This window comes from Cryobacterium sp. Y50 (assembly GCF_002929805.1).
Classification (GTDB): Bacteria; Actinomycetota; Actinomycetes; order Actinomycetales; family Microbacteriaceae; genus Cryobacterium.
In genome coordinates, this window is the sequence record NZ_PJJM01000100.1 from 47145 (window position 1) to 59993 (window position 12849).

At 65.1% G+C, this 12849-nt stretch carries 9 protein-coding genes; all 9 read right to left on the minus strand.

The window, feature by feature from the left end:
* Nucleotides 1–36 precede the first annotated feature (36 nt).
* The 9 genes from CXY73_RS22055 to CXY73_RS15895 all read right to left on the minus strand — a co-directional run bounded on the left by CXY73_RS22055 (nt 37) and on the right by CXY73_RS15895 (nt 12743).
* On the minus strand, nt 37–204 hold the full coding sequence (locus tag CXY73_RS22055; protein ID WP_158252961.1) for a hypothetical protein: 168 nt from the start codon (nt 202–204) through the stop codon (nt 37–39).
* Nucleotides 205–266: 62 nt separating this feature from the next.
* Nucleotides 267–1343, minus strand: coding sequence for an aspartate-semialdehyde dehydrogenase (locus CXY73_RS15860; protein WP_104178241.1), 1077 nt, complete (start codon nt 1341–1343; stop codon nt 267–269).
* A 244-nt stretch (nt 1344–1587) separates the two neighbouring features.
* On the minus strand, nt 1588–2865 hold the full coding sequence (locus CXY73_RS15865) for an aspartate kinase (RefSeq protein WP_104134294.1): 1278 nt from the start codon (nt 2863–2865) through the stop codon (nt 1588–1590).
* Nucleotides 2866–3079: 214 nt separating this feature from the next.
* A complete protein-coding gene (gene recR / locus CXY73_RS15870) occupies nt 3080–3679 on the minus strand; it encodes a recombination mediator RecR (RefSeq protein ID WP_104178242.1) in 600 nt (199 codons plus the stop codon).
* A 3-nt stretch (nt 3680–3682) separates the two neighbouring features.
* Nucleotides 3683–4090: a hypothetical protein gene (locus CXY73_RS15875; protein ID WP_158254146.1), complete on the minus strand. Its 408-nt coding sequence runs from the start codon at nt 4088–4090 to the stop codon at nt 3683–3685.
* Nucleotides 4091–4127: 37 nt separating this feature from the next.
* On the minus strand, nt 4128–6410 hold the full coding sequence (locus tag CXY73_RS22930) for a DNA polymerase III subunit gamma and tau (RefSeq protein ID WP_104178244.1): 2283 nt from the start codon (nt 6408–6410) through the stop codon (nt 4128–4130).
* Nucleotides 6411–6743: 333 nt separating this feature from the next.
* A complete protein-coding gene (locus CXY73_RS15885; RefSeq protein WP_104178245.1) occupies nt 6744–7949 on the minus strand; it encodes an acetate/propionate family kinase in 1206 nt (401 codons plus the stop codon).
* Entirely contained in the window at nt 7946–10162 is a 2217-nt protein-coding gene (pta, locus tag CXY73_RS15890) for a phosphate acetyltransferase (protein WP_104178288.1), read from the minus strand. The genes CXY73_RS15885 and pta overlap by 4 nt, the downstream gene beginning before the upstream one ends.
* 109 nt (nt 10163–10271) lie before the next feature.
* Entirely contained in the window at nt 10272–12743 is a 2472-nt protein-coding gene (locus tag CXY73_RS15895; RefSeq protein WP_104178246.1) for a phosphoketolase family protein, read from the minus strand.
* Between the last annotated feature and the right edge of the window lie 106 nt (nt 12744–12849).

Here is a 12849-nt window from a genome sequence, read left to right on the forward strand (position 1 = left end):
ACCCACCTAATGGTTCGGGCTCGATCTGCTCGACATCTACATTGACGGCCATACAGTCGATGGCGAGTCGGGCCAGCCGAAGCTCAGCACGGTGATGGCCAGAGCGATGGCCAGAGCGATGAAGACAAGCGCCCGAATATCGGACACGCCGAAGGAGACGCACTGCAGCAACCCCAAAAAACTTTCTTCGGCCCACTCAGTCAATGCCCACGCTACTTACCCCCAAGGGGCCGAACTGGGGGTCTTGGTGCGGGTGATTGTGGGAGTCAGGCCTGGGGCACGAGGCGGTCGGCGGCGATAAGCTCGGCGATCTGCACGGCGTTCAGCGCTGCACCCTTGCGGAGGTTGTCGTTGCTGATGAAGAGGGCCAGGCCACGGCCATCCGCTACGCCTTCGTCCTGACGGATTCGGCCGACGAAGCTCGCATCCTGCCCGGCTGCCTGCAACGGGGTGGGGATGTCGGTCAGTTCGACGCCGGGCGCGGTCTTGAGCAGTTCCTCGGCGCGGGCGACACTGATCGGCTTGGCGAACTCGACGTTGATCGAAAGCGAGTGGCCGGTGAAGACCGGCACGCGCACGCAGGTTCCGGAGACGAGCAACTCGGGCAGCCCGAGGATCTTGCGACTTTCGTTGCGCAGCTTCTTCTCTTCGTCAGTCTCGAACTGGCCGTCGTCGACGATGCTGCCGGCCAGGGGGATCACGTCGAACGCGATCGGGCGGGCGTAAATGGTGGGCGCGGGCAGGGTGACGGCGCTGCCGTCGTGCACGAGCTGGAACAGGTTCTCGTCTTGCGCGGCGACGCGTACCTGGCTGGCGAGCTCGAACGCTCCGGCGAGGCCACTGCCGGAGACCGCTTGGTAAGTGCTGACGATCAGGCGCTTGAGCCCGGCCTCGTCGTGCAGCACCTTGAGCACGGGCATGGCGGCCATGGTGGTGCAGTTCGGGTTGGCGATAATGCCCTTGACGGCGAGCTTGATGGCTTCGGGATTAACCTCGCTGACGACGAGGGGAACGTCCGGATCCATGCGCCAGCCAGAGGAGTTGTCAACGACGGTGACGCCGGCAGCGGCAAAGCGGGGGGCCTGCGCCTTGGAGAGGGTGGCGCCGGCCGAGAAGATGGCAACGTCGATTCCGGTCGGGTCGGCGACGGAGGCGTCTTCGACCGTGATCGGCTCGCCGCGAAAGGTGAGGATGGTACCGGCCGAGCGTGCCGACGCGAAAAAGCGAATGCTCTTGACAGGAAATTCGCGCTCCTCCAGCAGACGACGCACGACGGCACCGACCTGTCCGGTGGCTCCGACGACGCCGATGTTGATTGCAGAAGTGCTGGCTGAGGTGGTCACGTGTGTTTCCTAACGTCGTTGAGGCTGTCTTCCGTGGCTAATTCAGGAAAACCGGCGATCCTGCCGATATTTGCTGCCCAGAGCGGATACTGCGGGTCGATTTCCTGAATTAGTCACCGAAAGGTGGGGTGACGAGATGGTGCGGGTGGTGAGGCGGGGCATCCGTTCGCCGAGGTGTGAGTTTTGGCCGGTTTCGGCCGGTAACGGGTGCGAAACTCACATCTCGAGGCGGCATGTGCCGGAGCTAACGGCCGGAGCCGCCGTGCACGATGGCTTCGGCGTCGCCATCGAGCCCGAACGCGGTGTGTACCACGCGGAGGGCTTCGTTGATGGTGTCGGCTCGGGTGACGACCGAGATTCGGATCTCGCTCGTTGAGATCATTTCGATGTTGATCCCGGCTTCGTAGAGCGCCTCGAACAGTTTCGCCGAGACACCCGTGTTGGTGCGCATGCCGCCGCCGACCAGGGCGAGTTTGGCGATCTGGTCGTCGTATTGCAGGCCGGCGAATCCGATGCGGTCGCGCTCATTGGTCAAGGCCGTGAGCACCTGCTGCCCCTCCGACTTGGGCAGGGTGAAGGAGATGTCGGTGAGTCCGGTCGACGCAGCAGACACGTTCTGTACGATCATGTCGACGTTGGCGTTGGTCTTGGCCACGATCTTGAAGATCAAGGCAGCCTTGCCGGGAATGTCGGGAACGCCGACGACAGTGACCTTCGCTTCGCTCAGATCGGCGGCGATCCCGGCGATGATGGGCTCTTCCACAATTTCTCCATTTTCTCGCGCGGTTGCAGCGTTGTACACGACGGTGCCGGTGTTGTTGTTGAAGGATGAGCGCACGTGCAGCGTGACGCCGTGGCGCCGGGCATATTCCACAGCACGAATATACAGAACTTTGGCTCCAGCGGCTGCGAGTTCGAGCATCTCTTCACTCGTGACCCGCTCGAGCTTGCGAGCCTTGGGCACGACGCGCGGATCCGCGGTGAAGACGCCATCGACATCCGTGTAAATCTCGCAAATGGCGGCGCCGAGAGCCGCAGCCAGTGCGACGGCCGTGGTGTCGGATCCGCCGCGCCCGAGGGTGGTGATGTCTTTGGTGTCGCGATTGAAGCCCTGGAACCCGGCGACGATCGCGACGGCACCCTCATCGAGAGCATCACGGATACGCCCGGGCGTAACGTCAACGATGCGGGCTGAGCCGTGGCTCGCGTCGGTGATCATGCCAGCCTGGCTGCCGGTGAAGGAGCGGGCGTCGTAGCCGAGGCTCTTGATTGCCATCGCGAGCAGCGCCATGGAGATGCGTTCGCCCGCAGTCAGCAACATGTCGAGCTCGCGCGGGGCGGGCAACGGCGTGACCTGGTGGGCGAGGTCGAGTAGCTCGTCGGTGCTGTCGCCCATCGCCGAGACGGCGACGACGACCTCGTTGCCGGCCTTGCGAGTGTCTACAATGCGCTTGGCGACCCGCTTGATACTTTCGGCATCGGCGACGGATGATCCGCCGAACTTCTGCACGATCAAGCTCATGTGACTCCTGAGATGGGGGTTTCGCAGGCCTGTCTGCGGGCTGCGTCCAAGTTCCCATTCTAAATGCTGGTGCTTGCGCGTGGGTGCCATGTGACACTGTGCGGCGGCGTTCGGCGGATGCGCGGGCGGGCGAGGCGGGGCAGCGCGGCGCGGAGCAGGTGCGGGGCAGGTGCGGAGCACGTGCGGGGCGGAGCAGGTGTGGAGCGGCGACTAACTAGTGCGTGACCTCGCGGCGACCTTCGAAGGCGCGGCCGAGAGTGACCTCGTCGGCGTATTCCAGGTCGCCGCCGACGGGCAGGCCAGAGGCGAGACGCGTTACCTTGATCTCGAGCGTCGTCAACAGACGCGAGAGGTAGGTGGCAGTCGCCTCCCCCTCCAGGTTTGGGTCGGTGGCAATAATGACCTCTTGCACGGTGTTGTCCGCGAGGCGTTGCATGAGTTGGCGAATGCGCAGATCGTCGGGGCCGACGCCATCGATCGGGCTGATGGCTCCGCCGAGCACGTGGTAGAGGCCCTTGAACTCGCGGGTGCGTTCGATCGCGACGACGTCCTTGGACTCTTCGACCACGCAGATCGACGAGGGATTGCGGCGCGGGTCGCGGCAGATCAGGCAGGTCGGCTGCTCAGACACGTTGCCGCAGATGTCGCAGAACCGTACCTTGTCGCGCACCTCGAGCAGTACGTTCGCGAGCCGAGTCACGTCGAACTTCTCGGTTTGCAGAATGTGGAACGCGATACGCTGCGCCGACTTCGGTCCGATTCCGGGAAGCTGGCCGAGCTCGTCGATCAATTCCTGAACAATGCCTTCATACATGATCTAGTAGTCGTTTCTGGTTCGGGGTGCCGCGGTGTACGGCTGTTCTTCGATGAAGGTCGCGCCCAGGATCTCGCGCACCACGGCCTCGCCATAGCGCTGCTTCTCAGCGAAAGACGGCGCGCGGGACGGGTCTTTCGCAGCTCCGCGCTGGCCGGACGAGTTCGGGCGTTGGCGCTGTGCCGGCTGCTGAACGTTCGGCTGGCTCGAAGTCGACTGGCTCGGCGTCGGCTGGCCAGAAGTCTGCTGGCCAGAAGTCTGCTGGCCAGAAGTCTGCTGGCCAGAAGTCTGCTCGTAAGGGGAGTGCGCGTTCTGCTGCTCTTGACCGTTTGCGTGACTACTCTGCTGCGAAGCGGATGCCTCAGCGTGCGTCCCGTAATCTGGCACGCGTTCCTCGACGGGTGCGTCCACTTCGGGGGGAACGTCGTCGTCGAACGGCGGGGGTACGTCATCGAACGGGAGTTCGTCGTCGCGAGATCGCGATGCGAAAGCAGTCGCGGGCACGGAGCCGTCGGGTGACACTCCCCCGGGGGCCTCCGGGGTGCGAAGGGACTGCGCTCGAACGGGCGACGGAGAATCGGGGGCTGCCTGGTCGTTCGCTGTAGATGCAACGGACATGCCGGGAGACACGGTATGCGTTGTGTCGTCTTCGACAACGGTTAGTACCGGACCGTTGGGCGAGCCGGGGATGGCGACGGTGGCCCATCCGCTGGTCGAGGCAGCCACGGGCGAGGCAGCCACGGACGAGGCTCCTGCCGTTGTGGCGGGGGCCGCGGTCGCCCGTACTGTAGCGGTGGCCCGTGACGAAGGCACAGACGCGGGAGACACCGACGTGGTCGGCGCGGTCGCAGACGCNCACAGACGCGGGAGACACCGACGTGGTCGGCGCGGTCGCAGACGCAGAGGGTGCTGATGCCGCCGCGGAAATTGCCGACGTCGGCGCGGGCAACGAGGCCGACGCTGTCGCGTCGGGTGTCGGCACGGTCGCGGCCGTCGAGGCGCTCGAATCAGCGTCGGCTCCAGCGAGTGGCGACGGGGTCGGATCACGCGTGAGTGCGGCTGGCGCAGGCTCCGCGGCGACGGCCGTCGAGCCGCCGGACGATGCACTCGGCGAGGATGTTTCGCGGCCGGAATCGACACGCGCGATGAACTTGACCTGAAGTCCGAGTACGGCGACGATCGCGGTGCGCAGAAAGTCGCTCGTTCCCATTCCGGGAACCTTCTGCTGCTTGAAACTGTCGACGTCGGCCTGGCTCGGGAACGACAGAGCGAGCACGTCACCGTTCAGGCTGAGCACGTGCGCGGTGTAGACGACCAGCCACGCGGTGGTCTTCTCGTTCTTGACGACTTCGACAATTTCGGGCCAGGCATCTTTGAGCTGCTGAAGCGTGACGGGAGCGCCGGGAACCGCCGCCGGTCGTACCGACACCAGCGCTACAACAGGCCCAGCAGTCGAAACAGGCCCAGCAGTCGAAACGGGCACAGCAGTAGCAGCGGGCACAGCAGCTGCAACGGGGGCGACGATTGCAGTAATAGGCGCCACCGCAGCGACCGCTCCGACTCCGTCGACTCCGATGCGACGCTCGAGCCGCTCGACTCGGGCGAGCGCGCCGCGCGTCGTGTCATCGGTCGCGGGAATCAGGGCGCGTGCGATCATGAGTTCGAGGTGCAGGCGCGGCGAGGTGGCCCCGCTCATTTCGGTGAGCGCGGCGTTGAGAATGTCGGCGGTGCGCGAGAGTTCGGCCGGTCCGAAAGCGGATGCCTGCACGCTCATGCGCTCCAGCTCGTCCTGCGGTACCCCGCGCAGCACCGCTGCAGCTCCCGCGACGCTCGTGGCCGCGACGATGATGAGGTCTCGCATCCGTTCCAGGAGGTCTTCAACAAACCGGCGCGGATCTTGCCCGGTTTGAATGACCCGGTCGACGGCGTCGAACGCGGCAGCGGAATCGCGAGCTCCGATGGCGTCGACGGCTTCGTCGAGCAGCGAGGCGCTCGTGTATCCGAGCAGGGCGACAGCGCGTTCGTACTCGATGGACTGCCCGTCGGCCCCGGCCATGAGCTGGTCGAGCAGCGACAGGGTGTCGCGCGGCGAACCTCCGCCGGCACGCACGACGAGCGGCAGCACGCCGGGAGCGACGACCATCTTCTCGACGTCACACATCTGCTGCACGTATTCGAGCATCGGACCCGGCGGCACCAGCCGGAACGGATAGTGATGGGTACGCGAACGGATGGTGCCGATCACCTTTTCGGGTTCGGTCGTCGCGAAGATGAACTTCACGTGTTCCGGTGGCTCTTCGACGATCTTGAGCAGTGCATTGAAGCCCTGCGGCGTCACCATGTGCGCCTCGTCGAGGATGAAGATCTTGTAGCGGTCGCGAGCGGGCGCGAAGATGGCGCGCTCGCGAATGTCGCGGGCATCGTCGACACCGTTGTGGCTCGCCGCGTCGATTTCAACGACGTCGAGCGACCCCCCGCCGTCGCGGGCGAGCTCGACGCAGCTCGGGCAGACGCCGCACGGAGTGTCGGTGGGGCCCTCGGCACAGTTCAGGCAGCGGGCCAGGATGCGCGCGCTCGTGGTCTTGCCACAGCCGCGCGGGCCACTGAACAGATAGGCGTGATTCACCCGATTGGTGCGAAGCGCCGTCATCAGCGGATCAGTCACTTGGGACTGGCCGATCATCTCGGCAAAGGTCTCTGGCCGGTAGCGGCGATACAGGGCGGTAACCACGCTCTAATGGTACTTGCCCGCACCGACACTCGCCCGCCCGCAGGCGTGCGCCTGAATGTCAAGACCCCCGCACCCACGAATGACGTGCGCGGCCGGGCGTGCTTGAGTGCGAAGATCGCGCGCGCTTAGGCCCAGTTCAGCGTCAAATCGGCCTGAGCGCAGTGACATTTCTCTGCTTTCTGCTGATCGTGACCTGGCTCATAAACAACTTGATGCAGACGGTCATACCTGCACGGCTCTGAGCGTGCTCGTGTCGCTCAGTCTGCTGCCGTACACGGCACCGAGCGCACGCCGAGGCCGGCGTGGGCGCCGCTAGCTCGCGGCAGCCGCGAGCTAGCGCACCGTAGCCAGGGTCTGGCGGGCTATTTCCATTTCTTCGTTGGTGGGGATGACGAGAACGGTGACCGCAGAATCGTCGGCCGAGATACGCCGCGCACCTCGATCCGCAGCGGCGTTGCGCTCCGGATCGATCCGGATTCCGAACGCCTCGAGTTCACCGACCGCGCGAGCACGCACCATGGGGTCGTTCTCGCCAACTCCCGCCGTGAACGTGACCACGTCGACCCGACCCAGCTGGGCGAAGTAGGCACCCACGTAGTGCTTGAGCCGATGCACATAGACGTCAATGGCGAGCTGGGACGGACCATCACCGGACTCCGCTGCCACGATCACGTCGCGCATGTCGCCGCGACCGGTGAGGCCGATCAGCCCGCTTCCGCGGTTCAGCAGGGTGTCGAGCTCGTCCATGTCGAGACCGGCTCGACGGTGCAGGTGAAACAGCACGCCCGGGTCGATGTCGCCCGAACGGGTGCCCATGACGAGACCCTCGAGCGGGGTCATGCCCATGCTCGTCTCCACCGATCGGCCGCCGCGCACCGCACACACCGATGCGCCGTTGCCGAGGTGCAGCACAATCTGGTTCAGGTCAGCCAGCGGACGCTCGACGAATTCCGCGGCGGCACGCGAGACGAAGCTGTGGCTCGTACCGTGAAACCCGTAGCGACGAATGCGGAACCGCTCGGCCAGGCCCACGTTGATCGCGTAGGTGAACGCCTCTGGCGGAAGGGTCTGGTGAAAGGCTGTGTCGAAGATGGCCACGTGCGACACCGAAGGAAAGGCGATCTCAGCGGCCACGATGCCCTGCAGCGCGCCCGGGTTGTGCAGCGGCGCGAGCCCGGAGAGCTCGTCGATGTCGCGTTCAACCTGCGGTGTCACGAGTGTCGGCTCGTGAAAACGAGCCCCGCCGTGCACGACCCGGTGGCCGACCGCGACCGGCGCATGGGTGCTGAGCGAGGGGCCGTGCGAGTGAAAGGCCTCGAGCATGACAGCGAAGCCCACCGTGTGGTCGGGAATGGGCAGTTCCTGCCAGGTCTTGGCACCGTCGGCGTCGTCTATGCCGGTTACCGAATGAGACGAGTGCCCCATGAGCTCGCCGATACGCTCGACCAAACCGCTCGCGAGGGTGGTCTCGGTGTCCATCTCGATCAGCTGATATTTGAAGGAGCTCGACCCCGAGTTAACGACCAGAACAGCGGTCATCGGATGGCTCCGGCCGGTGTCGCATCCACTACGGCCGCCAGGGCGGCGGCATCCGTCAGTCCGGCCGCCTGGATGGCGGTAATCGCCACAGTGTTCACGATGTCCTGCACGAGGGCTCCGCGCGACAGGTCGTTTATCGCCTTGCGCAGACCCTGCAGCACCGGTCCGATCGCGACGGCTCCCGCGCTGCGCTGTACCGCCTTGTAGGTGTTATTGCCGGTGTTGAGATCGGGAAAGATGAACACCGTGGCGCGGCCAGCCACGTTGGAACCGGGTATCTTGGTGGCCGCGACCGCGGCATCCGCTGCTGCATCGTATTGAATCGGACCCTCGACCAGCAGGTCGGGCTGGCGCTCACGCACGAGGGCGGTGGCGGTGCGCACCATTTGGACGTCGGCGCCCTCACCAGAGGTTCCGGTGGAGTACGACAGCATCGCGATGCGCGGCTCGATGCCGAACTGCACGGCCGTCGCCGCGGCCGAAATGGCAATGTCGGCGAGCTGCTCGGCTGTCGGTACCGGAATAACGGCGCAGTCGCCGTAGACCAACACGCGGTCGGCGAGCGCCATCAGGAACACGCTCGACACCACTCCAACACCGGCCTGGGTCTTGATGATCTCGAAGCTTGGCCGGATGGTGTGCGCAGTCGTGTGCGTTGCACCGGACACCATGCCGTCGGCGAGGCCCAGCTGCACCATCATCGTGCCGAAATAGCTCACGTCGGTGACGGTTTCATTGGCTTGGTCGAGCGTGATTCCCTTATGTGCTCGCAACTGCATATATTCGTGGGCGAACTTGATTCGCAGCAGATCGTCGTACGGGCTCACTACGTGGGCTTTGGAAATATCGAGGCCGAGGCCGATCGCGCGCGAGCGCACCTCGAATTCCTCGCCGAGAATGGTCAGCTCGACGACGTCGCGGGCCAGCAGGGTGGCGGCGGCGCGCAGCACACGGTCATCCTCACCCTCGGGCAGCACGATGTGCTGGCGGTTCTGGCGCGCGCGCTCGAGCAGGGCGTACTCGAACATGAGCGGCGTGACGACCTCGGCCCGGCTCACATCGAGCCGGTCGAGCAAAGCGGATGCGTCGACGTGAGTCTCGAACAACGCCAGTGCGGTGTCATGCTTACGCTGCGAGTCGGCCGCGAGACGTCCGCGAGCGCGCGTGATGCGCATGGTCGTGTCGTAGGAGCCGAGTGATGTTCTGATGATCGGCAGCGAGGGAGCGAGACCCTCCACCAACTGTTGGATCGCCTCGGGCAGCTCGAAGCCGCCATTGAGCACGATGCCGGCGATCGACGGGAAGGTTGCGGAGGCGTTGGCCAGCAGCACGGCGAGCAGTACGTCTTCCCGGTCGCCCGGCACGACGACGACGGCGCCTTGAATCAGGCGCGGCAGCACGTTGACCATCGACATCGCGGCCACGACGACGCCGAGCGCCTCGCGAGCCAGCAGGGCAGGGTCGCCCTTGATCAGGGTTCCCTCGGTGGCCTCCATGATGCTCTGCATGCTCGGCGCGACGAGGTATGGGTCTTCGGGAATGGCCCAGATCGGCACGCCGAAAGCTCCGCCGGACCGCGCCGGCTGGGCATTGGTGGTGACCCGCACCGCGTCAATGATGGCCGGCAGCGCATTCTCGTCGGCCCGATTGATGATGACCGCCAAAACGGATGCGTGTTCGTCGCGCAATTCCGCCAGCGCCACGTCGGTCTGCTGGGCGATGTCCGTGCAGGAGCGGGCGTCGCTCTGACCAAGACGTTCGCCCTCGCCCGGGCCGATTCGGCCACCGAGCACGAGCAGCACGGGAGCGCCGAGGTTTGCCGCGATGCGCGCGTTGAAGGCGAGTTCGGTGGGGCTGCCGACGTCGGTGTAATCGCTGCCGATGACGACGACGGTGTCACAGTTGGCCTCGATTGCTTTGTACCGCGCAACGATGCGGGCCAGTGCGGCGTCTGGATCGGTGTTGACGTCGTCGTAACTGACACCGATGCTCTGCTCGTAGGTTTGTCCGGCGGCGGCGCCGGGGCCGGCGTTCGCATGCAGGTGTCGAAGAAGAAGCTCGACGACATAGTCGGGCTCGGTTGCGGTGCGGGCGACCGGGCGGAACACACCGACCCGCTCCACGAGATGGGTGAGCGTGTCGAGCACGCCGAGCGCGATCGTCGACTTGCCGGTATTGCCTTCTGCGCTGGTGATATAGATGCTTCGAGCCACGGTGTCCATTCAAGCTTATTCAAATTGGGAGTGCGCCGGCGAGATCATAGAGGTAAGTCGTGATCCACGCTATACCGAGTTTGGGTTGGTCGATGGCGGTCGAGTTGGGTTAGACATTGTCGCTACCGGTCGAGGTGGCGCGGGGGGCGGCATCCGCTCGGGAAGACCAAGACCAGTCGGTGATGGCGGGCAGGTCTTCGCCGTGGTCTCGGGTATATTGGCGCGCGGTCAAGCGGGCGTCTTGCATCCGCTGTCGGAGGAGGCCGGCACGCGCGGCGAGACCGGGGGTGCGGTCGATGACGTCCATGACGAGGTGATAACGGTCGAGGTCGTTGAGCATGACCATGTCGAACGGAGTCGTCGTGGTGCCGATCTCCTTGTAGCCGCGGGCGTGCAGGTTGTCGTGGCCGTGGCGCTTGTAGGTGAGCCGATGGATCAGCCACGGATACCCGTGATAGGCGAAAATGATCGGCTTGTCGGGTGTGAAAACGGCGTCGAAGGCGCTGTCACTCAGGCCGTGCGGGTGGTCATCCGCCGACTGCAGCCGCATCAGGTCGACGACGTTCACGACCCGCACGCAGAGATCTGGCAGGTTCTCACGCAGAATCTTGGCGGCGGCGAGCACCTCGAGCGTCGGCACATCACCGGCGGCGGCGAGCACGACATCGGGCTCCTGACCGGCGATTTCGGTTCCGGCCCAGTCAAAGATTCCGAGGCCCCGGGTGCAGTGTGCAACGGCCTCCTCCATGGTGAGTAGGTTCGGCGCCGGCTGCTTGCCGGCCACGACGACGTTGACATAGTTGACGCTGCGCAAGCAGTGGTCGTAGGTGGAGAGCAGCGTGTTCGTGTCGAAGGGCAGGTAAACCCGCACGACGTCGGCGCTCTTGTTGACGACGTGGTCGATGAATCCGGGATCCTGGTGGCTGAACCCGTTGTGATCCTGCCGCCAGACGTGCGAGCTCAGCAGGTAGTTCAGGCTCGCGATCGGCGCCCGCCACGGGATCTCGGCAGTCACTTTGAGCCACTTGGCGTGCTGGTTGAACATCGAATCGACGATGTGAATGAACGCCTCGTAGCAGTTGAACAGCCCGTGCCGCCCGGTCAACAAGTAGCCCTCAAGCCAGCCCTGGCACTGGTGTTCGCTCAGCATCTCCATGACGCGGCCGGCCCGGGCGAGGTTGGTGTCGCCGGGCCGAAGCTCGGCGTTCCACTGCTTGTCCGTCGCCGCGTAGACCGCCGGAGCTAGTCGGTTCGAGGCGGTTTCATCCGGCCCGAAGATGCGAAAGTTGTCCGGGTTTAAGCGGATGACCTCAGCCAGGTAGCCGCCCAGCACGCGCGTCGCCTCATTGAGCGTTGCGCCCGGCTCCGGCACGTCCACGGCGAAATCGCGAAAGTCGGGCAGGCGCAGATCCTTGCGGAGGAGTCCGCCGTTGGCGACCGGGTTGGCGCTCATGCGCAGGTCGCCTTGAGGGGCCAGGGCGCGAATCTGTTCCACGGGAGCACCGTTTTGGTCAAACAGTTCTGCGGGACGGTAGGACAGCATCCACTCTTCGAGCAGGGCCGTGTGCGCCGGGGTGTCGCGGGCGTTGGCCAGTGGAACCTGGTGCGCGCGCCAGGTGTTTTCGACCTGCACGCCATCGATGACGGCGGGGCAAGTCCAGCCCTTGGGGGTGCGGAGGATGATCATGGGCCAGCGCGGACGGGCGAAATCCTCGTTGTTTTGGTCGGCCTGAGCAGCTGCTGCCTTGATCTCGGCGATCTGGTTGAGCACCAGGTCGAGGGTCGCGGCCATGCGCGCGTGCACGAGCATCGGGTCTTCGCCGTCAAAGCCACCGGAGACGATGTAAGGAGTGTGACCGTAGCCGCGCATGAGGTCGAGAAGCTCGTCCTCGGGAATGCGGGCGAGCACGGTGGGGTTGGCGATCTTGTAACCGTTGAGGTGCAAAATAGGCAGCACGACGCCGTCCTGCAGCGGATCGAGGAACTTGTTGGAGTGCCAGCTGGTCGCGAGCGGGCCAGTTTCAGCCTCGCCGTCGCCGACCACCGCCGCCACGAGCAGATTGGGGTTGTCGAACGCGGCCCCGTAGGCGTGGCTGAGGGCGTAGCCGAGTTCACCGCCTTCGTGGATGGACCCGGGCAGCTCGGGCGAGGCGTGGCTGGGGATTCCGCCGGGAAAGGAGAACTGGCGAAACAGCTTCTGCACACCGGTGGCGTTCTGCTCGATGTCGGCGTAGACCTCGGTGTAGGTGCCGTCAAGATAGGCGTTGGCGACCATTCCGGGGCCACCGTGACCGGGGCCGGTGATGTAGATGGTGCTCTGGCTGCGCTCCTGGATGGCGCGGTTCAGGTGCGCGTAGAGAAAGTTGAGGCCGGGCGTTGTGCCCCAATGGCCAAGCAGGCGCGGCTTGACATGCTCGAGGGTGAGCGGCTCGGTGAGCAGGGCGTCGTCGAGCAGGTAGATCTGGCCGACGGTGAGGTAGTTCGCGGCCCGCCACCAGGCGTCGATACTGCTCAGCGCCTCAGCGCTGAGCAGTACAGGCGCGCGCGAGGGCCAGGTCATGGTGCCGGATTCGTTGATCATCGGTCCTCCGCATCGTGGCACGGCGACATAGCCGCGCTACTTCAATCCTATGGAGCCATAAAGGCAAAGCTCAGTGCCAAAGGTCCCGCTTTTTGCATGATCGGCC

Excerpts from the sequence above, each read along its gene's own strand:
- CXY73_RS15865 (WP_104134294.1), bottom strand. The coding sequence starts at position 2,865 with ATGAGCTTGATCGTGCAGAAGTTCGGCGGATCATCCGTCGCCGATGCC.
- recR (WP_104178242.1), bottom strand. The coding sequence starts at position 3,679 with ATGTATGAAGGCATTGTTCAGGAATTGATCGACGAGCTCGGCCAGCTT.
- CXY73_RS15885 (WP_104178245.1), bottom strand. The coding sequence starts at position 7,949 with ATGACCGCTGTTCTGGTCGTTAACTCGGGGTCGAGCTCCTTCAAATAT.
- CXY73_RS15895 (WP_104178246.1), bottom strand. The coding sequence starts at position 12,743 with ATGATCAACGAATCCGGCACCATGACCTGGCCCTCGCGCGCGCCTGTA.